Source organism: Micromonospora sp. KC723 (assembly GCF_004348595.1).
Taxonomy (GTDB): domain Bacteria; phylum Actinomycetota; class Actinomycetes; order Mycobacteriales; family Micromonosporaceae; genus Micromonospora.
The window spans coordinates 1-23,803 of sequence record NZ_SMKD01000043.1 but is presented as its reverse complement, the minus strand read 5'-3'; the positions used below and the strand labels follow the sequence as shown (position 1 = coordinate 23,803).

Genomic DNA, 23,803 nt, shown 5'->3' with positions numbered 1-23,803 from the left:
GAGTCGTAGGTCCGTGACCGGGGGAGGGGTTCGGCCGTGGAGATGCGCCTGCCGGAGCCGGGTGACGCCCTCACGGGCGTGGAGATGTTCGCCGGCCTGGAGCCGGAGGCACGCCAGCGGGTCATCGCCGCTGCGGTGCCCCGCACATACCGCAAGGGCCAGTTGCTCTTCGTCGAGAACGACCCCGGCGAGTCGCTGATCGTGCTGCGTCGCGGGGCGGTCGCGGTGTTCCGCACCGCGCCGACCGGCGAGCGGGCCGTGCTGTCGGTGATCCGGCCGCCAGACGTGCTCGGCGAGGTCTCGCTGCTGGACGCCTCCACCCGTTCGGCGTCGGCCGAGGCGATCGAGGACTGCGCGGCCCTGGCCCTGTCCCGGCCCGCCTTCATGGAGCTGGTGCACACCCACCCGCGCATCCTCGACGCGGTGATGCGTTCGCTGGGCGGGCTGATCCGCCGGCTCACCGAGCAGAACGCCGACCACGTCTTCCTGGACCTTCCGGGGCGGGTGGCCAAGACCCTGGTGCGGCTGGCCGGCGAGAGTCAGGCACCGATGATCACCATCGAGCTCAACCAGAGCCAGTTGGCCGAGATGGCCGGCGGTTCCCGGCAGAGCGTCAACCAGGCGATCGGCTCCTTCGCCAGCCGGGGCTGGCTGCGGACCGAGGGCCGGCGGATCGTGGTCACCGACGTCGCGGCGTTGCGCCGCCGGGCGGGGATGAACGAGCGCTGACCGCGCGACGCGGCCGGGCGCGGAACGCGCGGCCGCGTCGTCGGGCTCACCGGGAGGGCGTCACGGGGTGGTGCCGGTCGGCCCCGCCCAGTCGGTGCCGGTCGGCCCCGCCCACTCGGTGCCGTCCTTGCCGCCGCCGGAACCCTCGCTGACGATCCCCTCTGCCTGGAGCATGGCCAGCGTGGCGGCGTCGACGTCCACCGAGTCCCCGACGGAGTGCGTGACACCGTTCCCGTCCGTCCAGTCGCCCTCGAGCTTGACGTACACCATGACCTGTCCCCCCCTTGTTGATCACCGATTGCCGTGGCCGCCTGACTGTAGCGCCGCTGGCCGGCCGGAGGAGTGTCCACAAACCAACAGCCCGGTTCCTGACAGTGTTGGCGACGGCGATACTCGCGGAGGACGCAGGACGGCGCCCGGCCGCCGGGCGGCCCGGCCGACCAGTGGAGGGTGTCATCTCCGGCAAGTGTGACCGATGTGGACGCACAGCCGCCGAGAGCGACCGCTTCTGCGGTGGCTGCGGGGCAGCGCTGGCGGACGCCTGCTCGCACTGCCGGCGCCCGCTCGCCGCCGACGTGACGTTCTGCACCTCGTGCGGAACGCCCCGCTCCGGGTCGGGCCGGCCGACCGTTCCCGCCCAGGAGGACCGACGGCGGGTCAGTGTGCTCTTCGTCGACCTGATCGACTTCACCCCGTACGTCGAGCGGACCGACCCGGAGCAGGTCCGTGGCATGCAGACCGGCTTCTTCGCCGCCGCGCGGCGGGTGGTTGGCCAGTACGGCGGGGTGGTGGAGAAGTACATCGGGGACGCGGTGATGGCGCTGTTCGGCGCGCCGGTGGCCACCGAGACCGACCCGCTGCGCTGCGTCCGGGCCGGCTTGGAGCTGCAACGGGTGCTGACCCGGTTCGCCCCCACGGGCGCGGACGAGCTGCGGTTCCGGGTGGGCGTGGCGACCGGCGAGGCACTGGTCGACGTGGCCGCCGCCCGCGACGGCGGGCAGGCGATCGTGGCCGGCGACGTGGTCAACACCGCCTCCCGGATGCAGTCGGTGGCGCCGCCGGGCGGGGTGCTGGTCTGCAAGGTCACGCACGCGTTGACCAGGGAGGCCATCCGCTACGCCGAGCAGCCGCCGGTCACCCTGCGCGGGCGTTCGTCGCCCAGCGAGGTCTGGTTGGCCCTGTCCCCGGCACGTCGGCAGCCGACCGACCGGGAGGCGGACACCACGCCGCTGATCGACCGGGAGCACGAGCTGGGCCTGCTGGTCAACGCGCTGCACCGGTCACTGCGGGACCGGGTGCCACAGGTGGTGACGCTGCTCGGGCGGGCCGGCATCGGCAAGAGCCGGCTGGTGCGGGAGCTGCACCGGCACGTCGGGCAGCTGGTCGACGAGCCGCTGAGCTGGCGGACCGGGCGCTGCCCACCGTTCGGCGAGAACGTCACCTTCGCGGCGCTCGCCGACATCGTCAAGACCGAGGCCGGCATCCTGGACACCGACCCGGCCCCCACCGCCCAGCGGCGGCTGGCCTCCGCGGTGGCCGACCTGGTGGGCCCGGGCGAACGGGACCGCGTCACCGACGCGCTGCGCCCACTGGTCGGCCTGGCGGGCACCGGGCTGCCGGCCGAGGAGGCCGAGTCGGCCTGGCGTCGCTTCCTGCTGGCGCTGGCCGCCCGCCGACCCACCGTGCTGGTCTTCGAGGATCTGCACTGGGCCGACACCGCCATGCTGCGCTTCGTCGAACTGCTCGGCGCCGCCGCCCGCGACGTGCCGCTGCTGCTGCTCTGCACGGCCCGTCCCGAGCTGGTCGACCGCGACCCGAGCTGGGCGGGCACCATCACCGGCTCGGTGACGGTCACCCTGCCGCCCCTACGGGACGCCGGCATCGCCTCGCTCTACCAGCACATGTTCGGCCAGGCCGCGTTCCCCGCCGAGATGCTCACCCCGCTGGTCGAGGTGGCCGGCGGCAACCCGCTCTACGCGCACGAGTACGTGCGGATGCTGATGGAGCAGGGCGCGCTGCGCCGGAGCGGGCGCGGCTGGTCGCTGGAGGAACGCCCGGACCTGCCGATGCCGGAGAGCGTGCACGCGGTCATCGCCAACCGGGTCGACCTGCTCGACGGCAAGGATCGGGCGGTGCTGCTGGCCGCCTCGGTGGTGGGCGTGCAGTTCTGGCCCGGCGCGGTCGCCGCCGCGCTGCGGCAGCCGGTCGAGGCGGTGGAGCGGGCACTGCGCCGGCTCGCGCAGCGGGACTTCGTGCACGAGCAGGCGACCTCCACCATGGCCGGCCAGCCCGAGTTCCGGTTCCGGCACGTGCTGGTCCGGGACGTCTGCTACCAGCGGTTGCCCCGCACCGAGCGGGTGGCCCGACACGAACGGACGGCGGACTGGATCGACGCGTTGTCGGCCAGCCGGGACACCGACCTGGCCGAGGTGCTGGCACACCACCGCTGGGCGGCGCACGAGATCGCCCGGACGCTGGGCACACCCACCCGGCGGTACGCGGCCCCGGCACGCGCCGCGCTGCACCGGGCGGCCCGCCGCGCGTACGCCCTGCACGGGTTGGCGGCGGCGGCCGGCCATGTGACCCGCGCCCTCGGCCTGGCCGACGACAGCGACCCGGTCGACCGGCTGCGACTGGAACTGCTGAGCACCGAGATCTCCTTCTACCGCGACGGCAACGCCTTCCTGTCCGGAGGCGGCCCGGAGCAGTTGCACGCGCTGGCCGACCAGTTACTCGCCCACGGCGACGAGGCGTGCGCCGCGCGGGCGTGGACCCTGCTCGGTCAGGCGGCCTGGCTGCGCGCCGACCGCGGTGCCGCGGTGGCCTGCCTGGACCGGGCGGTCGCCCTGTTCGCCCCGCTGCCGGACAGCGGCCAGAAGGCCGACGCGCACGCCGAGCTGGGCCGGCTGCACATGCTGAACTACGAGCGGGACGCGGCGGTCGCCGCCGCCGAGACGGCCGCCGCGATCGGTGAGCGGCTGGGGTTGGCGGAGGTTCGGACCAACGCGCGGATCACCGCCGCCACGGCCCGTTACCAGGCCGGCGACCGGACCGGTCTGGACGAGTTGCGCGCGCTGGTCGAGGCCAGCCGTGCCGAGCAGTTGCTCGCCCTGCCCCGGGCGGTGCAGAACCTGGCCTACGCGCTGCGGGAGGAGGGTGACTGGCTGCGCTCCGACGCGCTGCTGTCGACCGCGCCGGCGGCGAGGGGTAGCGGGCAGACGCTGGCCACCAGCTACTCCGGCGAGGCGATGCGGGCGTACTTCGCCGGGGACTTCTCCCGCCTGCTGGCCGCGGCGGACGCCTTCGTGGACACCCCGACCGGCGGCTGGGACATGCAGGTGCGGGGCCTGCGATCCTGCCTGCTGGTGCTGCGTGGCCAGGCGGTCCCGCCGGCGCCCTGGGCGGGCGCGTCGGTTCGCGAGGCGGGTGCGGTCGGGGGGCTGCCGCCGGCCGGCCGACCGGACGGGCGCGGTGACGACGTGGCGGCGGCGCTGGAGGCGGCCCGCTGCGGCGGCTTCCACCGCCCGTACTGGACCATGCTCGGGATGGCGGCGCTCTGCCGCGCCCTGCAGGGCCGGCTGGACGAGGCCACGGCGCTGGTCGACGAGTTGGCCGACGCGTGGACGGCGGTCCCGGCGCTGGCCAGTGGCGAGTGGATCGCGGCGGCGGCGTACGCGGCCACCCTGGCCGGGCGGGACGCGGCCGTGCGGGTCCGGACGATGCTCGACCGGCCCGGGCACCGCACACCCTGGTCGGAGGCGGCGCGGCGCACGGTGACCGGGGCTCTCGCGGCGGCCGACGGCGACCACCGGCGCGCCGGGGAGCTGCACCTGGCCGGGGCGGAGATCTACGGACGGATCCCGGACGTCACCGACCGGATGCTGGGCCTGGCCCTGGCGGCGGCCGAGCTGGCCCGGGCCGACGATCCGGCGGCCCGTGCGCCGCTGGCCGAGGTACGCGCGTTCGCGCTGCGCAACGAGGCGCCCGGCCTGCTCGACCTGGCCGGTTGTCCGGTGCCCGAGGCCGGCTCCGCCCTGGCCTCCTGAGCCGGCCCCGCGCCGCCGCGAGGCAGCCCATGATCGACCCGGTTGCGGCGATCGGGGCGTTCCGTCCGCCGGAGGGCACGACCTGCCGCGGATCGCGCCGACCACCCGGGCCGGGTCGGTGCCGGGGGCGGTGGGGATCAGGCGGCGACGGGCGAGCGGTCGACCGGTGGCGGGTTCTTCAGCTTGACGGCGTACATGTCGACGTACTCGCGGCCGGAGAGCTCCATCAGCTCGTACATGATCTCGTCGGTGACGGCCCGCTCGACGAACCGGTCGCCGGCCATGCCGGCGTACCGGGAGAAGTCCAGCGGCGCGCCGAACCGGATGCGGACCCGACCCAGGTTGGGCACGAGTTGGCCGGTCGGTTGGATCTCGTCGGAGTTGAGCATGGCCATCGGCACCACCGGAGCGCCGCTGACCAGGGCCAGCCGGGCGACTCCGGTCTTGCCCCGGAAGAGCCGGCCGTCCGGGGACCGGGTCCCCTCCGGGTAGATGCCGGCGACGCCGCCGGCGCGCAGCACCGCGAGCTGGGTGTCCAGCGCCGCCTGGGCGGCCCGGCCGCCACTGCGGTCGACGGGGATGCAGCCGGTGCCGGCGAAGAACGCCTTGGTCAGCCAGCCCTTGATGCCCTTACCGGTGAAGTACTCCGCTTTGGCGATGAATGTGACTTTTCGCGGGACGACCAGCGGCGTGAAGATCGAGTCCGAGAACGAGAGGTGGTTGCTGGCGAGGATCACCGGACCGGTGGCGGGCAGGTGGTGCAGCCCCTCGACCTGCGGGCGGAAGATCAGCCTGAGCAGTGGGCCGAGGATGACGTACTTCATCAGCCAGTACAGCAAGGGTGTCCTTCCGGCGGTGAGCGGGCGGACGACGCCGGCGGCCGGCCGGCCCGTCGGCGGTGGGATCGTCGGCCCTGAGCCTACGAACCGGGAGCGGCACGCCACAACGCACTCCCGGAACCGGGTCCCCACGTGTCACGATTCAAGGCACGGCGTACGGGGCGCCGACACGACCGCCGAGGAGGATGTCCGGTGTCAGCGGGTGGTGCCCGCCGGGGACGGCGGGACAACGGGCTCGACGCGAGCGAGTACGCGGTCGCGGGCGACGTCGACCCACGGGTCGGTGAGCACCTGCTCGACGTCCTCGCCGCCGGTGGCATCGCCGCCTACCTCCAGCCCTCCGCCGACCTGAACCCGGTCACCCGCACCACCACGGTCCCGGCCCGCCCGGTCGACCGGCTCTACGTCGACCGCTCGCACCTGACCACCGCCCGCGACTACCTCACCCAGCTCGCCGACGAGTCGACCCCGGAACCGCCGCGCGCCGAGCCGGACGTCGACGCCGAGTGGGACCGGATCGTCGCCTCCTTCCACACCGCGCCGGCCGCGGGAAGCCACCCCTGGCCGGACGCCGAGGACGTCGACGACGAACCCGCCGACCGGGCCGGCGGCGCGGCGGCTCCCGCGACCCGAGCCGAGGAGGCCACCGGCCCGACCGCGACGGACGTACGGCGGCTGCCGTACGCGGCGGACATCTCCGGCATCTCGGTGGGCCGGGGCCGGCACGACGAGCCCTCGCTGCTGGACGGGCTGGACACCTTCGGCGCCGACCTGCCGGAGGACCCGGAGGAGGGCTACACCCCGCCCCCGCCGCCGCCGCTGCCCCGCATCTCCAAGTACGCCGCGGTCGGCGTGCTGTCGATCGTCGTCGGCTTCGTGCTCTTCCTCAACCCGTCGCTGCTGCCGGTGGACTCCTCGGTGGTGACGCTGCTCGGCTTCACCGGCATCCTCGCCGGCTTCGTCACCCTGGTCTGGCGGCTGCGCCCCGGCGACGAGGAGGACCACGAGCCAGACGACGGCGCCGTCGTCTGAACCGACCGTCCGATCACGCTCCGCTGCGACCGCATCGCGGGACGCCACGGGTCCCCCCGACGGGGTAACAGGGGTGTAACTTACGGTCAGTAGGAATATGGCTGCACGTCACTTCCCCCACCGGCTGCCCGACTGTTCCTCTTCTCGTGGCGGTCGACCCGGCTGCGGAGCGGAATCCCCGAGATGCGACAGAGTTCCCTCGTGGTGGTGGCCAACCGGCTGCCCATCGACGACAGCGTGGCCCCCGACGGCGCCTGCGAGTGGCGCCGCAGCCCGGGTGGACTGGTCAGCGCCCTGCACCCGCTGCTCCGGCACACCCCGGCGACCTGGGTCGGCTGGGCCGGCGGCACCGGCCCGGCGCCCAGCTACCCCGACGTGGACGGCGTCCGCCTGCACACCGTCCCACTCACCGCCGAGGACCTGCGCGACCACTACGAGGGCTTCGCCAACGCGACCCTGTGGCCGCTCTACCACGACGCGGTCGAGCAGCCCGAGTACCACCGGCGCTGGTGGGAGGCGTACCAGCGGGTCAACCAACGGTTTGCCGAGGCGGCCGCGACGGTGGCCGAACCGGGCGGCCTGGTCTGGGTGCAGGACTACCACCTGCAACTGGTCCCCGGCCTGCTCCGCGAGCTCCGCCCCGACCTGCGCATCGGCTTCTTCCTGCACGTGCCGTTCCCGCCGCCGGAGCTGTTCATGCAGTTGCCCCGCCGCGCCGAGCTGCTGCGCGGGATGCTCGGCGCCGACCTGATCGGCTTCCAGCGCGCCCAGGCCGCGCACAACTTCGCCCAGCTCGTCGCGAAGGTGCTCGACCTGCCGGCCACCGACCGGCGGATCGGCGTCGGCGACCGGATGGTGCGGGTCGGGGCGTACCCGGTGTCGATCGACACGGCCGAGATGGCGGCGCTGGCGGGCCGCCCCGACGTGACCGCCCGGGCCCGGCGGCTGCGCCACGACCTGGGCGACCCGGAGCACGTGATCCTCAGCGTCGACCGGATGGATTACACCAAGGGCATCGAGCAACGGCTGAAGGCGTACAGCGAGCTGCTGGTCAGCGGTGACGTGAAGGTCCGCGACACGGTGCTGGTGCAGGTCGCCATGCCGAGCCGGGAACGGGTCGGCCAGTACCAGATCCTGCGCGAGCGGATCGAACGCGAGGTGGGGCGGATCAACGGCGAGTTCGGCCGGGTCGGCGAACCGGCGATCCACTACCTCACCCAGCCCTTCGACCGCACCGAGCTGGCGGCCCTCTACCGGGTCGCCGACGTGATGGCGGTGACCCCGCTGCGGGACGGGATGAACCTCGTCGCCAAGGAGTACCTCGCCGCCCGGGTCGACGACACCGGCGCGCTGCTGCTCAGCGAGTTCGCCGGCGCGGCGGCGGAGCTGGAGCAGGCGTACCTGGTCAACCCGCACGACCTGGAGGGGCTCAAGCAGATGTTGCTCTCCGCGTTGCGGGCCAACCCCGACGATGCCCGCGAACGGATGCGCGCCATGCGCGCGCACCTGCACCGCCACGACATCCGGGCCTGGGCCCGCTCCTACCTCAGCGCCCTGGACGAGACCGGCTCGCTGGTACGCCGGCTGGGCAGCTCGGGCTGAGCCGCCGGGCCGGCGCACCCGTCACACCCGCCGCGGTTCCTTGACCAGCCAGTCCAGGATCGCGTCGATCGGCTCCCGCCACCGGGCGTCGAGCATCAGGTCGTGCCCCATGCCGGGGAAGAGCAGCGGGGCCGAGCCGTACCGGCGGGCGGCCCGGTCCAGGGCAGCCGGCGGCACCACCCGGTCGTCGGGGCTGCCCAGCACCAGCACGGGCGGCCGTCCCACCGCCGGCTCCGCCGGCCGGCCGGAGAGCAGCTGCCACTGGGCCCGCCGGCCGGCCCGGCCGAGCCGCGCGAGGTGCCGCCGGGCCTCGGCTTCGGGCAGCTCACGGCTGAACAACTGGCGATGGCGCAGCCGCAGCGGGCCGCCGAACAACGCGGGCAGCGTCCCGGCGGGGTTGCGGCGCAGCGCCACGCCGGCCGTCGACCATCCGCCGAGCACCGGCGCGACCAGCACCGCCGCCCGGGCCGGGTAGCGGGCCAGCGCGTGGGTGACGACCAGCGCCCCAGCCCCGTGCCCCACCAGCACCGCCTGTCGCGGCAGGTCCGCGGCCACCTGCACCACATCATGGGTGTACGCCCGCAGCGTCGCATCCGGCGCCGGGTCGCTGCCGCCGTGCCCGCGCAGGCTCATCGCGTACGCGGGGAAACCGCGCGACGCGGCATGCTCCAGCCAGTGCTCGGCGAACGCCCACGCCCCGTGCCCGAAACCCGGCACGAAGAGCAGCGGCGGTCGCCCCTCGTCCAGGTCCGGGGTCGCCTCCCGCACCTCCCGCCGGACCGGGCGGACCGGCCGGGCCCACTCCCGCCCACGCAGGACGCGCACCCGCTCGTTGCTCACGCTCACCGGGCCTGCCTTCCGTTCGCGACCGCGGGACTCCGCCGCGCCGCGTTTCTCACGCTCACCGGGCCTCCAGCTCGTCGAGAGCGCGCTGCACCGCGCGCAGGTATGCCACGTGCCTCACCTCGAACCAGTGCCGGCTGCTGTCCGTGACCCTGCCCGAGTAGCGCTCGCCCGCCCCGGCGGTCGCCCGGGCGGCGAAGGCGGCGGCCCGCTCCGGGCGGGCCAGGCGGGCCTGGAGCAGTCGGGCGAACAGAACGGTCTGCCAGTGCGTCAGGGTGAACACGCCGGAGTCCGGTTGCAGCAGGCCAGCCACCGCGAGGGTGGGCTGGTCGGGCGCGAAGGCGTGCAGCCACAGGCGGGGACGGCCCGACCCGTCGTCGTCACCGAGCACCTTCGAATCGAGGAACTCGAAGCGGGGCAGGTATCCGGTGGCGAAGACGACCAGTTCGGGCTCGATCTGCCGACCGTCGGTGAGGGTGACCCCGCCGCCGTGGAACCGGGCCACGTCGGGCACCGGGGTGATCTGCCCGTGGCCGACGTGGTAGACGAGCTGGCTGTTGGCGATCGGATGGGTCTCGTAGATCCGGTGGTCGGGCCTCGGCAGACCGAACCGGGTCAGGTCGCCGACGGTGAGCCGCAGCATCCGGTGGTAGAGCCACTGCCGCAGCCGCAGCGGCGCACGCAGTGTCAGCAGCAGGTCGTTGACCTGGTCGGCGGGGCGGCCCAGGACGTACTTCGGGACGTACCAGTAGCCGCGCCGGGTGGAGTGCCAGCAGCAGGACGCCTGCTGGGCGGCCTCGACCGCGATGTCGCAGCCGGTGTTGCCGGCGCCGACCACCAGCACCCGCTTGCCACGCAGCTGGGCCGGGTCCTTGTAGGACGAGGCGTGCATCACCTCGCCCCGGAACTCCTCCAGCCCGTCGTAGCGGGGCAGTTTCGGCGACCAGTTGTGCCCGTTGGCGACGACGACGGCGGCGTAGCGCAGGGTGCGCTCCGGGCCGTACCCGCCGGTGCTGCGGGTGGTCACGTCCCAGCGGTCGCCGTCGACCGGCTCGACGCGGACCACCTCGGTACCGAACCAGATGTGCCGGCGCAGGTCGAAGTGGTCGGCGTACCGCTCCAGGTAGGACAGCAGCTGGCTGTGGTGCGGGTAGTCCGGCCAGGAGTCCGGCATCGGGAAGTCCGGGAACTGGGTGAACGGCCGCGACGAGATCAGGTGGGCGCTGGCGTACACCGGGCTACGGTCGTGCCGCCAGTTCCACGCCCCGCCGACACCGGTCTCCCGCTCGTAGCAGTCGACACCGAAGCCGTGCTCGACGAGGTTCTTGACGGCGGTGAGGCCGCTGGCGCCGGCGCCGATGACGCAGACCGTGTCACCCCGGTCGGAGACCGGGCGGCCGTCCCGGCTCAGGGCGAGCGTGATGGTCTCCGGATCGGGCCGGCCGTGCTCGGTGGAGGGGGGCACCGGGATATCTCCTTTGTGCGCACGAACGCCGGTTCGACGGGCATCCTCCCCGCACCCGGAGGGGTTGTCCAGCCCGGCACACCGGGCGCGAGGATCCGTGGGCCCGCCCGCCGCCGCGGGCGGCGGTCAGCCGGCCACCGGCAGGAGCAGGTCGGCCAGGACCGGGAGGTGGTCGCTGGCCCGCCGGGTCTGCGGGGTGTCGACCACGTCGTACCCGACCACGGTCACCCGGGGGTCGACGAAGAGCGCGTCGATGCGCCGGCGCGGGTCCGCGCACGGGTAGGTGTGCCGGTCGGCGGCGCCCGCGGCGACCGCCGCGTCGGTCAGCCCCTCCCCCACCGTCCGCCAGGTAGCCGAGTCCGGGCCGTCGTTGAGGTCCGCGCCGAGGACCACCGGCAGCGTCGTGCCGGCCAGCTCCCGCCTGAGCAGGGCAGCCTGGCCGGGGCGCTCCGCCGGGTCGGTGGACAGGTGCGAGCCGGCCAGCAGGAAGGCCGCCGCGCCGACCCGGCACTCGGCGTACGCGGCGCCGCGCAGGTGCCGCCCCGGGGTGAGCGGGAAACGCTGGCACCGGGTGGCGAGCACCCGTACCCGGAGGCTGGTCAGCAGCAGGTTGCCCAGCGAGGGCAGGCCTCCGGCCGCCACCACCAGCCCGAACGACTCGGCCAGCGCGGCGCTGCGCTGGCGCCAACGGAACCGGCGGGGAGCCTCCTGCACGACCACCACGTCGGGCGCGACCGCGCGGACCACGGCGGCCAGGGCGGCGGTGTCGTCACGCTGGCTGTGGACGTTGTACGACACCACCCGCAGCGGCACGCCGCCCGGTTGTTCGGCGCTGGTCACAACCGACGGGCGAGATCGGCGGCGCCGATGACGCCGGCGCTGTTGCCCAGCTCGGCGGGGCGTACCTCGGCGACCGGCAGTCGGCTGCGCTGGGCCAGCGCGTCGGTGAAGGAGCGCCGGGCCGGGCCGAGCAGCAGGTCGCCGGCCTCGATCACGCCGCCGCCGACCACCAGCACCTGCGGGTCGAGGATCTGGGCCATGTCGGCGAGGCTGGTGCCGAGCCAGCGGCCGATCTGGGCGAACGCCTCGGTCGAGACCGGGTCGCCGGACCGCGCGGCGGCGGTCACCATCGGGCCGGTGATGCCCTCGGCGTCGCCGGCGGCCAACCCCAGCAGGCCGGTGGCCCGCTGCGGCTCCTGCCGGGCGCCGGCCCGGGCGAACCGGACCAGGGCGCTGCCGCTGGCGTACTGCTCGATGCAGCCGAGCCGGCCGCAGCCGCACTGGTGCCCGTCCGGCACGGTGAGCATGTGACCCAGCTCGGCGGCGATGCCGTTGGCGCCCCGGACCAGCTCGCCGCCGAGCACGATGCCGCCGCCGACGCCGGTGCCGATGGTGAACATGACCATTGAGTCGTCGGCGTCGCGGGCCGCGCCGTAGCGGAACTCGGCCCAGGCAGCGACGTTGGCGTCGTTCTCCACGATCACCGGCAGGCCGGTGGCGGCGCTGACGTACTCCCGCAGCGGCTCGTCCCGCCAGGCCAGGTTCGGGGCGAAGAGCACGCTGGAGCGGGAGGCGTCGATCCACCCGGCCGCGCCGATGCCGACCGCGTGCACGTCGTGCCCGGCCGCCAGTTCGGTGACCACCTCGGTGATGACGTCACGGGTCTTTCCGACGTCCTCGGCGGGGGTGTCCCGTCGGGTGTGCACCAGAACCCGGCCGGTGTCGTCCACGACACCGCCGGCCACCTTCGTGCCACCGACGTCGACTCCGATGGTCAGCGTCACCGCTGCCACTCCCCTCTGCTGTGCTGCCCGACCCCGGCCGGGCCGGCCGTACGTCGTCGGGTGTCGGGTGTTCAGGCCCGGTCGCCCGGTACGCCCCCGTCCGTACCGGCCGGCGCGCGCGAGGCGGGCACCACCGGACGGTCGGCCGTCGGCCGGACCGGGGCCGGCGCGACCGGCCCGGCGTCGTCGACGGGCGGGGCGGCGGGAGGCGGCACGACCCCGTCCCCCGCACGGGTGGCGGCGGACCAGACGTCCCGCTCCGACGCCGACGGAGAATCATGCCCGGTACGGGTGGCCTCGCGCCACACGTGGTCGGCGTCGGCTTCGTCCCCCGCGCCCGCCGTGGTGCCCGCGGGCGTCCGGGGGGAGGCTTCCCCGCTGCCGGCCGAGGCGAACGCGCGCAGCAGACTGGCGATGCCGGCGGCCAGATCACCGGCGCCGGTGGCGAGCCGCTCGGCGAACTCCGGGCTCGGGTCCCGCAACGCCGCGATACCCCGGCAGACGGGACAGACGCAGCACTCCGGCGTTCCGGTGGCGAATCCCCCGGATCCGCTGCCGTCCCCCGCCGGGCGGGACGTGCCGGCACTGTGAGCGAGGACACCCGAGAGCACTCCACCCAGCGGCCCCCACGCGGCGGCTCCGGGACCGGACGTGGCCAGCCGCGCCGTGGCGAGCAGCGTGGCCACCAGCCGCTCGGCCTCCTCCCGGGCGGAGCCCGGATCCGTACGCGCCATGACCGGCTCCTCTACCGCGCCGCGGACCGGCGCGTCACTGTGCCGCACCGGCTTCCTCTACCCGGCGCTTGAGCTGCTTCAACGCCGTATCCATGATCATTTTCTCGGCCTTGCGGCGGAACATCCCGAGCATGCCCACCGACAGTTCCACCTCCAGCGTGTACGTCACGGTGCAGGTGCCGTCCGGGTTGCCGGCGATGTCGTACGAACCGCGCTGCGACTTCTGCATCCGCGACGGCGCCACCAGGTGCCACTCGACGCGGGACAGGTCCTCGGCGTACTCGTAGGCCAGCACGTACTCGTCGGCCAGCACGCCGGCGTCGATGGTGAACCGGACCTGGCTGGCGTAGCCGTCCTCGTACTCCTCGATCACCTCCGCCCGGCGTACCGCCTCGGTCCATTCGGGGTAGCTCGGGAAGTCGCAGATGACCGCCGCCACCCGATCCGGTGACGCGCCGATGGTGATCGACTGGGTGGAGGAGTCCGCCATGGGGGGGAGGCTACCCGCAGCCACCGCCGCCCGCGTCGCTCCACCCCACCGCGCCGCGCGCAAGCGGCCCTTCCGGGTGTTCCGCGCCGTTCCACTCGTCCCACGCGCCTGACGGGCGGCCTCCCTGGCCCACCCGACGGCGGGTACGGGTAGGTTTCGTCAAAGCCGACCCGCCGGGGCGGCCGGCCCGGACAGTCCGAGCACGAGGGAGTGCAGGTGCGCGAGTTCTCCGTTCCGCCGATCGTCACCGTCGGCGACGCGGCCAACCTGACCGACCCGGTCTGGGACAACGCGGCGACCGCTCCCGGCGAGGTGCAGTTCGTCCGTCCCGCTCCATCCGGTGCCGGTCGGATCGACGTGACCTGCCGCGAGTTCCGCGACGAGGTGGTCGCGGTGGCCCGGGGCCTGGTCGCGGCCGGGGTCGACCCCGGCGACCGGGTGGCGCTGATGAGCCGCACCCGGTACGAGTGGACCCTGCTCGACTACGCCATCTGGGCGACCGGCGCGGTGACCGTGCCGATCTACGAGACGTCCAGCGCCGAACAGGCCGCCTGGATCCTCGCCGACTCCGGCGCGGTCGCGCTCGTGGTCGAGTCGGACGCGCACGCCGGCCTCGTCACCGGCATCCGCGAACGGCTGCCCGAGCTGCGCCACGTCTGGCAGATCGAGCGGGGCGGGGTGGACGGGATCGTGGCGCTGGGCGCCCCGGTCGACCCGGCCGAGGTCGAGCGGCGACGCAAGGCGGTCCGGGCCGGCGACATCGCCACGATCATCTACACCAGTGGCACCACCGGGCGCCCCAAGGGCTGCGTGCTGACCCACCGCAACATGTACGCCGACATCGCCAACGCCGTACCGGTGCTGCCGAACCTCTTCGGTCCCGGCGCGTCGACCCTGCTCTTCCTGCCGCTGGCACATGCCTTCGCCCGGCTCATCCAGATCGGCGTGGTGCAGGCCCGGGCCACCATGGCGCACTGCGCGGACACCAAGAACCTGGTCGCCGAGCTCCAGGAGGTCCGGCCGACCTTCGTGCTCTCCGTGCCCCGGGTCTTCGAGAAGGTCTACAACGGGGCCCGGCAGAAGGCCGAGGCCGACGGCAAGGGCGCGATCTTCGACCGGGCCGAGCGGGTCGCCGTCGCCTACAGCGAGGCGCTGGAGACCCCGGACGGGCCGGGCCTGGCGCTGCGGGTCCAGCGCGCGGTCTTCGACAGGTTGGTGTACCGCAAGCTGCGGGCGGCGCTCGGCGGCCGGTGCCGGGACGCGATCTCCGGCGGCGCGCCGCTCGGCGCCCGCCTCGGGCACTTCTTCCGGGGCATCGGGGTGACCGTCTGCGAGGGCTACGGCCTGACCGAGACCTCCCCCGCCGCCGCCGCGAACCTGCCCGGGGCCACGAAGATCGGCACCGTGGGCCGCCCGCTGCCCGGGGTGACCATCCGGATCGACGACGACGGCGAGATCCTGATCGCCGGTGACCTGATCTTCCAGGGCTACTGGAAGAACGAGGCGGCCAGCGCCGAGGCGCTCACCACCGACGGTTGGTTCCGCACCGGTGACCTGGGCCGGCTCGACGACGACGGCTTCCTCAGCATCACCGGCCGCAAGAAGGAGATCATCGTGACGGCCGGCGGCAAGAACGTCGCCCCGGCCGTGCTGGAGGACCAGGTCCGGGCGCACCCGCTGGTCAGCCAGTGCCTGGTGGTCGGTGACCGGCAGCCGTTCATCGCCGCCCTGGTCACGATCGACGAGGAGGCGCTGCCGAAGTGGCTCGTCGCGCGCGACCTGCCGGCGGACACCCCGGTGGCGCGGCTGTGCGAGGACGAGACGCTGCGCGCGGAGATCCAGCGCGCGGTCGACCAGGCCAACCGGTCGGTGTCGAAGGCCGAGGCGATCAAGGTGTTCCGGATCCTGCCCCGGGACTTCACCGAGGCGACCGGCGAGCTGACCCCGTCGCTCAAGGTGAAGCGCCAGGTCGTGCACAAGACGTACGAGTCCGAGATCGCCGACATCTACCAGACCTGACTACGATCCGTCACGTGTCCTCCTCCACACCTGCCCGGCCCCAGACCCGGGTCGTCGCCGCCGCCGCGCGCGTGGTGATGCTGGTCCTGGTCGGCGTCCTGACCCTGATCGCCACCGGCGACGCCGCCCAGCTCTGGTGGATCGCCCTGCTCGCGGTCGCCGGGCTGCCGGCCCTGCTCGCCCCCGAGCACCGGCTGCTCGGCCCGCTGAGCCGGGTGACCGAGGCGGTGGTGCTGGGCCTGGCCGCCAGCCAGGTCGCCGTCGAGTCGGCGATCGGCGGGTCCGTCGGCGGCCTCGGGGCCTCCGCGGTGCTGCCCTATCTCGCCGTGCCGGTGACGGTGACCGCGCTGCGCCGCCGGTTCCAGGAGGGCGCGGCGCTGCTCGGGGTCACCACGGCCACCCTGCTGATCGCCGGTGGCATCACCGAGGTCGACGGCGGCCGGCAGCTCGGCCAGCCCGGCTACCTGGCGGTCTGCGCGCAGTGGCTGATCCTGGCCGCGCTCGGGCTCTGGGCAGCGGGCGCCCTGCACCAGGTGATGCGGGTCCGCGGCGACGGCAAACCCCAGCCGTACGCGGAGGCGACGCGACTGCTCACCCAACTGCGGACCGTGGCCCGCCAACTGCCCGGGGCCACCCTGGACCCGGGCGGGATCGCCGAGCACCTGCTGGAGGAGCTGCGCACGGTGGCGCCGAGCGCCCGGGCGGCGGTGCTGTCGGCCAGCGGCGGCGGGCGGCTGGTGGTCCTCGCCCAGGTGGGCGCGGACCGGGTGGACTGGGAGACCACCCTCGACGCGGACTCGGCCATCGCCGACGCCTGGGCCAGCCAGCAGCCGCAGACGGCGGCCCGCTCGCAGGCCCGGTCGCACCACGGCGGCGAGGTGTCGGCGCTGATCGTGCCGCTGGTCGCCGGGGTCCGTACGGTCGGGCTGGTGGTGCTGGAGACGGACGCGGCGCAGGCGTACCCGCCGCCGGTGGTGTCCCGGGTGACCGCGCTGACCGGCCCGGCCGCGCTGCGGCTGGAGGCGGCGCTGCTCTTCGACGAGGTACGGTCGCTGGCCACCAACGAGGAGCGGCAGCGGCTGGCCCGGGAGATCCACGACGGGGTGGCCCAGGAACTGGTGATGGTGGGCTACGGCATCGACAACGCCCTGGCCACCGTGCACGACGACGCCGAGGAGACCGCCGAGAGCCTGCGCGCGCTGCGCCACGAGGTGACAAGGGTCATCACCGAGCTGCGGCTGAGCCTGTTCGAGCTGCGCAGCGAGGTGGACCGGCACGGCGGGCTGGCGGCCGCGATCGCCGAGTACGCCCGTACCGTCGGCGCCTCCGGGGGGCTGCGGGTGCACCTGTCGCTGGACGAGTCCACCGCCCGACTGCCCGCCGCGACCGAGGCCGAGCTGCTGCGGATCGCGCAGGAGGCGGTCACGAACGCCCGCAAGCACGCCGGCGCCTCGAACCTCTGGGTCACCTGCGAGGTGGATCCCCCGTACGCGCAGATCGAAGTGTCGGATGACGGTCACGGCATCGGTGACCAGCGCAACGAGGGACACTACGGTCTTGCGATCATGGCCGAGAGGGCGGAACGTATCCGAGGCCGGTTGGAGATCAGGCCGCGGCAACCCAGCGGGACGACCGTGGCGGTGATGGTCGGTTCGTCGCCCCGGCGCGATAACCTGCGTGGCAGCGCAGCAGCAGAAGGGGAGTAACCCGAGGATGACCACAAGCCCGACACCGGCGACCCGTACCAAGGTCCTCCTTGTCGACGATCACGACCTGATCCGCAAGGGTCTCCGGCACGCCTTCGAACGCGACCGGCAGTTCGAGGTGGTCGGCGAGGCCGCCACGGCCGCGGAGGGCGTACGCCAGGCCGGCGCGCTGCAACCAGACGTCGTGATCATGGACTTGCGGCTCCCCGACGGCAGCGGCCTGGAGGCCACCCGGGCGCTGCGCAAGTCGAGCGCCTCGATGGGCATCGTCGTGCTCACCATGTACGCCGGCGACGACCAACTCTTCGGCGCCCTGGAGGCCGGGGCGAGCGCGTTCGTCCCGAAGACCGCCCCCGCCGACGAGGTGGTGGCCGCCGCCCGGCACGCCGCCTCCTCCCCCAGCGCCTTCACCGCCGCCGACCTGGCCGAGGCGATGAAGCGGCGGCTGGCCCCGTCCGGCCCGCAGTTGTCCCCCCGGGAGGGGCAGGTGCTGCGGCTGCTCGCCGACGGCATGAGCGTGGCCGGCATCGCCAAGCAGCTCTTCGTCAGCGAGTCCACCGCCAAGACGCACATCTCCAAGCTCTACGAGAAGCTCGGCGCCGCCAACCGCGCCCAGGCGCTGATGACGGCACTGCGGCTCGGCCTGCTCGAAGCGCCGGACGCGCCGAAGTTCTGACCGCCCCCGCCCGCCACCGGAAGGCTCGTGTCCGCCCGTCGGTCACGGGCCTTCCGTCCCCGCCGACACCCGGGCAACCGCACCCACGAACGCGATGGGTAAGTGTCCGATTACGCAACCATCGCGGTCTTTGCACCCGCGCAGCAGGGGGGCAGAATACCCGCGTGGCCCAAGCGGGCGACAAGTTCGCATCTGTCGACAAAGGGGTAGAGGATGCAGCGGCCGGACTGGGCACCCGACGACATCGACATCGAGCGTCCCAGCGTCGCCCGGATGTACGACTACTATCTCGGCGGCTCGCACAACTTCGCCGCCGACCGCGCCGCCGCCCGGAGGATGATGGAGGCCGTGCCGGACGCCCCGCTGATGGCACAGGCGAACCGGGCGTTCATGCGCCGGGCGGTGCAGTACCTCATCGACCAGGGCGTACGGCAGTTCCTCGACATCGGCTCCGGCATCCCCACCCTCGGCAACGTGCACGAGATCGCCCTGCGGGCCGCGCCGGACGCCCGGGTGGTGTATGTCGACGTGGACCCGGTGGCCGTGGCGCACAGCCGGGAGATCCTGGCCGGCGACGAGCGGGCCGTCGTGATCCGGGAGGACCTGCGGCGCCCCGACCGGATCCTGGCCCATCCCGACGTGCGCGGGCTGCTCGACTTCTCCGAGCCGGTCGCCGTGCTCGTGGTGGCGGTGCTGCACTTCGTCTCCGACGCCGACCGGCCGGCCGACCTGCTGCGGACCCTGCGCGAGGCGCTGGTACCGGGCAGCTACCTGGTCCTGTCGCAGGCCAGCGCCGAGGGCCGGCACGAGGCGCAGCGGGCCGAGGCCGAGAAGGTCTACGGCCGTACCGACAATCCGCTGTGGGTACGTGGCCGGGCCGAGCTGACCGCCTTCTTCGACGGCTTCGAGCTGGTCGAGCCCGGGGTGGTCTGGGTGCCGCAGTGGCGTCCGGAGACAGCGGAGAGTGCCGAGAACGCCGAGCAGGCGGTGTTCCTGGGCGGGGTCGGGCGACTCGATGGCTGAGCCTCCGGGCGACCGGTCCCGCCCGGGGGCGTTCGCCCGGGCCTGGGCCAAGGCGGTGTCCGGCACCAGCTACCTGCCGATGACGCACGCCCAACTGGAGGCGCTGCTGCAACGGCTGACCGACGAGTTGGCCGAGGCGCTGCGGACGGAGCCGCTCGACCTGCGCGCCGGCTACCGGGTGGGTGGCGAGCTGGTCGCCGCGCACATCGCCTCCGCCGAGGGACTCGGCCGCACCGTGGAGGTGCTCCAGCTACGACTCGTCCGCGACCTGGGGCTGGTCGCCGACGACATCGACGACCGGATGGCCCGGCTGCTGGCCGCCGTGGCCACCGGGTACGCCCGGGCGTTACGCGACCGGACGCTGGACGAGCAGGAGTCGATCCGGCGGGCCACGCTGGCCGCCCGGACCGAGGCGGAACGGGCGCTGCGAGCCAGCGAGGCACGGTTCCGGCACCAGGCCACCCACGACGCGTTGACCGACCTACCCAACCGCAAACTCTTCGCCGACCGGCTCGCGGCGGCGGTGTACGAACCGGAGCCGAGGGCCCGTCGGATCGGGCTGTGCTTCCTCGACGTGGACCGCTTCAAGCGGGTCAACGACTCCTACGGCCACCAGGCGGGCGACCGGGTGCTGGTCCAGATGGCACACCGGTTGCGGCGGGCCGTCGAGGACCACCTGGTCGCCCGGCTCGGCGGGGACGCGTTCGTCATCCTCGTGGAACGCTGCACGGGCACCGGAGACCTGGTGGCCGTCGCCGAGGCGGTGCTGGCCGCCGTGGCCGAGCCGACGATCGTCGACGGGCACGAGGTGACCCTCACGGCGAGCGTCGGCATCGTGGAACGGCAGGTGGCCGGCGCGTCCCCGGACGAGCTGATGCGGGCCGCGGACTGCACCCTGCACTGGGCGAAGGGGGCCGGCGGCGCGCGGTGGGAGCTGTACGACGCCGAACGTGACGGCCAGGAACTGGCCCGGCAGGCGCTCAGCGCGGCCATCCCCGCGGGCTTGGAGCGCGGTGAGTTCTACCTCGACTACCAGCCGCTGACGTCACTGCACGACGGAACCCTGCTCGGCGTCGAGGCGCTGGTGCGCTGGCGCCACCCACAGCTCGGGGTGCTGCGCCCGGACCGCTTCATCGGGCTGGCCGAGGAGACGGGGCTGATCGTGCCGCTGGGGGGCTGGGTGCTCGCCGAGGCGTGCCGGGAGGCGGGCAGCTGGACGAGCGCCATCGGGGAACCGCCGTTCGTCAGCGTCAACCTCGCCGTACGCCAGGTCCACCGACCCGGTTTGGTGCAGGAGGTGAGCGGCCTGCTGCGGCGGACCGGCCTGCCGCCACGGCGGCTCCAGCTGGAGATCACCGAGAGCACCATGATGAACACCGCCGAGGAGCCGGTACTGGCGCTGCGGGAGCTGGCCGACCTCGGCGTACGCATCGCCATCGACGACTTCGGCACCGGCTACTGCAACCTGGCGTACCTGCGTGACCTGCCGGTGACCGGGCTGAAGGTGGCCGGGGAGTTCGTGCGCGGGCTGCGCGCCCCGGAACCCCACGCCGACGAACGGATCCTCGCCTCGCTGGTCTCCCTGGCACACGCCCTGGACCTGACGGTCACCGCCGAGGGGGTGGAGACCGGCGGGCAGGCCGAGCGGCTGCGCGCGATCGGCTGCGACGCCGGCCAGGGCTGGCACTTCGGCCGCCCCGCCCCGGCCGAGCGGTTCCTGGCCAACCTCCGCTGACCACCCCGCGGCCACGTGCCGACCCCCTGGCCACGGTGCGTGCCGGCACGCGACCGCGACCGGCCAGGACCGACGGCCCGTCGCGCGCGGTCAGCCGGCGAGCAGGTCCGCCATCCGCTCGGCCTGGGTCTCCCACCGCCACTCCTTCTCCACCCAGGCCCGCCCCGCCGCGCCGAGCTGGCGGGCCAGGTCGCGGTCGCTGAGCAGCGTGGCGACCCGGTCGGCGAGCTGCGCCACGTCCCGGCCGGACACCACGTACCCGGTCTCCCCCTCGCGGACCGCGTCGGGAGCGCCGCCCGAGTCACCGGCGACCACGGGCAGGCCGGTCGCGGACGCCTCCAGGTAGACGATGCCGAGTCCCTCCACGTCCAGCCCCCGGTTGCGGGTCCGGCAGGGCATGGCGTACACGTCGCCGGCGGCGTAGTGCGCGGGCAACTCCGCCGCCGGCACCGAACCGGTGAAGACGACGTCCCGCTCGACGCCGGCCTGCCGGGCCAGCTTCTCCAGCGCCGCCCGGTAGGGCCCCCCGCCCACGACCAGCAGCGCCGCGTCGGGCACCCGGCGGCGGATCTGCGGCAGGGCCCGGATCAGCATGTCCTGCCCCTTACGTGGCACCAGCCGGGACACGCAGACCACCACCGGACGGTCCGCCAGCCCCAACCGGACCCGCACCGGCTCGCCGTCCACCGCCGGGTGGTAGGTGTCGACGTCCACCCCGGGGGCGAGCCGCCGCAGGGCGGTCACCCCGTGCAGGGCCTTCTCCAGGCGTACCCGGGTGTAGTCACCGAGGTAGGTGACCACGTCGGCGCCCCGACCGATGTGGCGCAGCGCGGCCCGGGCCGCCGGCAGCGCGGCCCAGCCGACCTCGTGGCCGTGGGTCAGGGCCACCACGCGACGCACGCCGGCCCGTCGGCGCAGGCCGGCGGCGAGCAGGCCCAGCGGCGCGGCGGCACCGAACCAGACCCGGTCGCAGTCGTACTCGCGGGCCAGCCGGGCCGCCCGGCGGGCGACCAGCGGGGTGGGCAGCAGCACCCGGGTGCGCTCGCGGACCACGGGAAAGGGCTGCTCGGCGTCGAAGGCCGCCGCACCGCGCCAGCGGGAGGCGTACACCACGACCGAGCCGGCGGGCTGACGCACGGCGAGGTGGTGCACGAAGGACTGGATGCCGCCGGGGCGGGGTGGGAAGTCGTTCGTGATCAGCAGCGTACGGCTCATCCGCCGGCCTTCCTGGCGTAGGCGCGGGCGGCGGCCATCCGCTCCACGGTGGACGGATGCGACGCCGACCAGAGGTACTCCCAGCGCGGCGGGTCGGGATCGGCCAGGTTCACCCCGGCCAGCCGGCGCTGCATCGCCTCGAAGGTGACCGGGTCACCGGTCAGCGCGAGCGCGTGCGCGTCGGCGCGCGCCTCGACCCGGCGGGAGACCAGCGCCTGGGCCGGCGCGGCGACCAGCCCGGCCACCGTCGCCGCGGCGATCAGCAGCGGGAACGCCCGGGGCTCTGCGACGGACTCCACCCCCGCCAGCCGGGTCAGTGGCGGCCACGAGCCGAGCAGGTAGAGGGCGACGACGGCGACGGCGGCGCCGAGCGCTCCGGTGAGCGTGCCGACCGCGACGTCCCGCTGCTTGGCGTGCCCCAACTCGTGCGCGACGACGCTGGTCACCTCGGCGGGCGTCGCCTCGCGCAGCAGGGTGTCGTAGACCACCACCCGCCGGGTCGGCCCCAGCCCGGAGACGTACGCGTTGACCGCCTTCGTCCGGCGGGAGGCGTCGGCGACGAGGACGTCGCGTACCGGCACCCCGTCGCGGGCCGCCATCGCCATCAACTCGGTACGCAGCGGGCCCTGCGCCATCGGGGTGAACCGGTTGAAGACCGGCTCCACCAGCACCGGCAACACGAACGACAGCAGCACCACCAGGCCGGCCGCTCCGGCGGCGCCGAACGCCCACCACCAGCGGGGGGCGAGCCGGGTGACGGTGTAGAAGCCCAGCAGCGCGACCGCGCCGATGACGGCGCTGACCGCGTACGACTTGAGCAGGTCGCCGGCCCAGCCGTTCCAGCCGTGGGTGCTCAGGCCGTACCGGGTGAGCACGGACTGCCGCCAGGCGGCGAAGGGCAGCGTGATCAAATCGGCGACCAGCACGACGGCGAGGCCGCCGAGCACCGCCCGGGCGATCCAGTGGTCGCCGAAGGGCCGGCCGGCCAGTTCCACCAGGCGGGCGCCGAGCGGGGTGAGCCCCAGCAGCAGCGCCACCAGCAGCCCGACCAGCAGTGCGCCGTACGACCCGGGGCGCAGCGCGGCGCGGAACTCCCGGGCGCGGGCGACCTGGTCGACAGGGAGGTCACGCAGCGCGGCGAGCTGGTCGGCACGGGGCGCCGGCGGGCGGTGCCACGGCACCAGCAGGGCGCCGGCCAGCAGCAGGGCCAGCACCAGGGCGGCGAGGGTCAGCACCGCCCAGCCGCGCGGGGTCATGCCCGCATCCCGTCGCGCCCTGGCCTGCCGGTGTGGCGCCGTCCCCGTGCCATGCCGCCGCTCCTCCCGCCGTGAGCGCCCATCCTATTGCCCGCCGCCTGCCTGGCGGGCGGGGTGCCCACACGCCACGGCGCGACCGATGTGCCGGGGGGCCGCGACTGTGCCGACAGGCCGCGACGCGGGTGGCGGTCAGGCTGCCCGGGGGCGGCGCACCGGACGGGCCGGCCGGCTCTCGTGGGCCAGCACCTCCACGTCGAACCCGGCCCGGGCGAAGACCTCGACCGCCCGGAGCTCAGCGGAGCCCAGGCCGGCGGGTGAGTCGTCGAGCAGGGCGGTCACCAGACAGCCGGAGCAGCCGGCGCCCCGGATCGCGCAGCGATCGCACTCGATGAGCATGATGCCTCCTGACGAAGCGGGGCAACCGGACAGGACCTCTTCGTCACCGCCCGACCACCGTCCGTGTCCCGGACGCTACGCGCCACCTGTGACAGAAGCCCCAAGCATGTCGATCATGCGAGTGACCGACAGCAACCGGACGAACCACACCGGCGGCGTCGTCACCACGGAGCCGGGCGGACGGGAGCGGCGCGGACGGGGAGGGGCGTGGGG

At 74.3% G+C, this 23,803-nt stretch carries 20 protein-coding genes; 9 read left to right on the top strand and 11 right to left on the bottom strand.

Annotated elements, in window-relative coordinates; translation table 11 throughout:
• The first annotated feature begins 36 nt into the window (after positions 1-36).
• Positions 37-729, top strand: a complete 693-nt coding sequence (locus tag E1165_RS12535; protein WP_132390973.1) for a Crp/Fnr family transcriptional regulator — start codon at positions 37-39, stop codon at positions 727-729.
• A gap of 60 nt (positions 730-789) precedes the next feature.
• Here the strand turns inward: E1165_RS12535 and E1165_RS12530 are convergent, their stop codons facing one another.
• Positions 790-999, bottom strand: coding sequence for a hypothetical protein (locus tag E1165_RS12530; RefSeq protein WP_132390971.1), 210 nt, complete (start codon positions 997-999; stop codon positions 790-792).
• Positions 1,000-1,172: 173 nt separating this feature from the next.
• Between E1165_RS12530 and E1165_RS12525 the strand changes: the two genes are divergently transcribed.
• A complete protein-coding gene (locus tag E1165_RS12525; protein WP_132390969.1) occupies positions 1,173-4,775 on the top strand; it encodes an adenylate/guanylate cyclase domain-containing protein in 3,603 nt (1,200 codons plus the stop codon).
• 137 nt (positions 4,776-4,912) lie between these two features.
• On the opposite strand, the gene E1165_RS12520 is transcribed toward E1165_RS12525, so the two are convergent.
• Positions 4,913-5,614 (bottom strand): 1-acyl-sn-glycerol-3-phosphate acyltransferase, encoded by a 702-nt coding sequence (locus E1165_RS12520; protein WP_132390967.1) that lies wholly within the window; start codon positions 5,612-5,614, stop codon positions 4,913-4,915.
• Between the two features lie 192 nt (positions 5,615-5,806).
• On the opposite strand from E1165_RS12520, the gene E1165_RS12515 reads away from it, so the two are divergent.
• Positions 5,807-6,646, top strand: a complete 840-nt coding sequence (locus E1165_RS12515; protein WP_132390965.1) for a DUF308 domain-containing protein — start codon at positions 5,807-5,809, stop codon at positions 6,644-6,646.
• Between the two features lie 183 nt (positions 6,647-6,829).
• Positions 6,830-8,248: a trehalose-6-phosphate synthase gene (locus E1165_RS12510; RefSeq protein WP_132390963.1), complete on the top strand. Its 1,419-nt coding sequence runs from the start codon at positions 6,830-6,832 to the stop codon at positions 8,246-8,248.
• 21 nt (positions 8,249-8,269) lie between these two features.
• On the opposite strand, the gene E1165_RS12505 is transcribed toward E1165_RS12510, so the two are convergent.
• The 6 genes from E1165_RS12505 to E1165_RS12480 all read right to left on the bottom strand — a co-directional run bounded on the left by E1165_RS12505 (position 8,270) and on the right by E1165_RS12480 (position 13,564).
• Positions 8,270-9,088, bottom strand: coding sequence for an alpha/beta hydrolase (locus E1165_RS12505; protein ID WP_371687336.1), 819 nt, complete (start codon positions 9,086-9,088; stop codon positions 8,270-8,272).
• A gap of 61 nt (positions 9,089-9,149) precedes the next feature.
• Complete coding sequence (locus E1165_RS12500; RefSeq protein WP_132390959.1) at positions 9,150-10,556, bottom strand: NAD(P)/FAD-dependent oxidoreductase; 1,407 nt, start codon at positions 10,554-10,556, stop codon at positions 9,150-9,152.
• A gap of 126 nt (positions 10,557-10,682) precedes the next feature.
• Entirely contained in the window at positions 10,683-11,396 is a 714-nt protein-coding gene (locus E1165_RS12495) for an endonuclease/exonuclease/phosphatase family protein (RefSeq protein ID WP_132390957.1), read from the bottom strand.
• On the bottom strand, positions 11,393-12,340 hold the full coding sequence (locus E1165_RS12490; protein ID WP_132390955.1) for an ROK family glucokinase: 948 nt from the start codon (positions 12,338-12,340) through the stop codon (positions 11,393-11,395). The genes E1165_RS12495 and E1165_RS12490 overlap by 4 nt, the downstream gene beginning before the upstream one ends.
• Positions 12,341-12,411: 71 nt before the next feature.
• Positions 12,412-13,074: a hypothetical protein gene (locus E1165_RS12485; RefSeq protein WP_132390953.1), complete on the bottom strand. Its 663-nt coding sequence runs from the start codon at positions 13,072-13,074 to the stop codon at positions 12,412-12,414.
• 34 nt (positions 13,075-13,108) lie between these two features.
• Positions 13,109-13,564 carry an SRPBCC family protein gene (locus E1165_RS12480; RefSeq protein ID WP_132390951.1) on the bottom strand — a complete coding sequence of 152 codons (456 nt, stop codon included), beginning with the start codon at positions 13,562-13,564 and terminating at the stop codon, positions 13,109-13,111.
• Between the two features lie 216 nt (positions 13,565-13,780).
• On the opposite strand from E1165_RS12480, the gene E1165_RS12475 reads away from it, so the two are divergent.
• From E1165_RS12475 to E1165_RS12455, 5 genes are all read left to right on the top strand, one after another.
• Positions 13,781-15,583: a long-chain fatty acid--CoA ligase gene (locus tag E1165_RS12475; protein ID WP_132390949.1), complete on the top strand. Its 1,803-nt coding sequence runs from the start codon at positions 13,781-13,783 to the stop codon at positions 15,581-15,583.
• Positions 15,584-15,654: 71 nt separating this feature from the next.
• Positions 15,655-17,289, top strand: coding sequence for a GAF domain-containing sensor histidine kinase (locus E1165_RS12470; protein ID WP_207916864.1), 1,635 nt, complete (start codon positions 15,655-15,657; stop codon positions 17,287-17,289).
• Positions 17,290-17,296: 7 nt separating this feature from the next.
• Entirely contained in the window at positions 17,297-17,965 is a 669-nt protein-coding gene (locus tag E1165_RS12465) for a response regulator transcription factor (RefSeq protein WP_007072219.1), read from the top strand.
• A gap of 213 nt (positions 17,966-18,178) precedes the next feature.
• Complete coding sequence (locus tag E1165_RS12460; protein ID WP_132390944.1) at positions 18,179-18,988, top strand: SAM-dependent methyltransferase; 810 nt, start codon at positions 18,179-18,181, stop codon at positions 18,986-18,988.
• Entirely contained in the window at positions 18,981-20,723 is a 1,743-nt protein-coding gene (locus E1165_RS12455; protein WP_132390942.1) for a bifunctional diguanylate cyclase/phosphodiesterase, read from the top strand. The genes E1165_RS12460 and E1165_RS12455 overlap by 8 nt, the downstream gene beginning before the upstream one ends.
• Before the next feature lie 90 nt (positions 20,724-20,813).
• Here the strand turns inward: E1165_RS12455 and E1165_RS12450 are convergent, their stop codons facing one another.
• The 3 genes from E1165_RS12450 to E1165_RS12440 all read right to left on the bottom strand — a co-directional run bounded on the left by E1165_RS12450 (position 20,814) and on the right by E1165_RS12440 (position 23,590).
• Entirely contained in the window at positions 20,814-21,938 is a 1,125-nt protein-coding gene (locus E1165_RS12450) for a glycosyltransferase family 4 protein (protein WP_132390940.1), read from the bottom strand.
• Positions 21,935-23,194, bottom strand: a complete 1,260-nt coding sequence (locus E1165_RS12445) for a M48 family metallopeptidase (RefSeq protein ID WP_132390938.1) — start codon at positions 23,192-23,194, stop codon at positions 21,935-21,937. Before E1165_RS12445 ends, E1165_RS12450 begins: the two co-directional genes overlap by 4 nt.
• Positions 23,195-23,383: 189 nt before the next feature.
• Positions 23,384-23,590, bottom strand: a complete 207-nt coding sequence (locus E1165_RS12440) for a hypothetical protein (protein ID WP_132390936.1) — start codon at positions 23,588-23,590, stop codon at positions 23,384-23,386.
• Positions 23,591-23,803 lie beyond the last annotated feature (213 nt).

What these genes read in the sequence shown, in the direction of transcription:
- E1165_RS12465 (WP_007072219.1), top strand. Translation starts at nt 17,297, where the DNA reads ATGACCACAAGCCCGACACCGGCGACCCGTACCAAGGTCCTCCTTGTC.
- E1165_RS12440 (WP_132390936.1), bottom strand. Translation starts at nt 23,590, where the DNA reads ATGCTCATCGAGTGCGATCGCTGCGCGATCCGGGGCGCCGGCTGCTCC.
- E1165_RS12460 (WP_132390944.1), top strand. Translation starts at nt 18,179, where the DNA reads ATGCAGCGGCCGGACTGGGCACCCGACGACATCGACATCGAGCGTCCC.
- E1165_RS12510 (WP_132390963.1), top strand. Translation starts at nt 6,830, where the DNA reads ATGCGACAGAGTTCCCTCGTGGTGGTGGCCAACCGGCTGCCCATCGAC.
- E1165_RS12480 (WP_132390951.1), bottom strand. Translation starts at nt 13,564, where the DNA reads ATGGCGGACTCCTCCACCCAGTCGATCACCATCGGCGCGTCACCGGAT.
- E1165_RS12530 (WP_132390971.1), bottom strand. Translation starts at nt 999, where the DNA reads ATGGTGTACGTCAAGCTCGAGGGCGACTGGACGGACGGGAACGGTGTC.
- E1165_RS12455 (WP_132390942.1), top strand. Translation starts at nt 18,981, where the DNA reads ATGGCTGAGCCTCCGGGCGACCGGTCCCGCCCGGGGGCGTTCGCCCGG.
- E1165_RS12450 (WP_132390940.1), bottom strand. Translation starts at nt 21,938, where the DNA reads ATGAGCCGTACGCTGCTGATCACGAACGACTTCCCACCCCGCCCCGGC.
- E1165_RS12445 (WP_132390938.1), bottom strand. Translation starts at nt 23,194, where the DNA reads ATGACCCCGCGCGGCTGGGCGGTGCTGACCCTCGCCGCCCTGGTGCTG.
- E1165_RS12485 (WP_132390953.1), bottom strand. Translation starts at nt 13,074, where the DNA reads ATGGCGCGTACGGATCCGGGCTCCGCCCGGGAGGAGGCCGAGCGGCTG.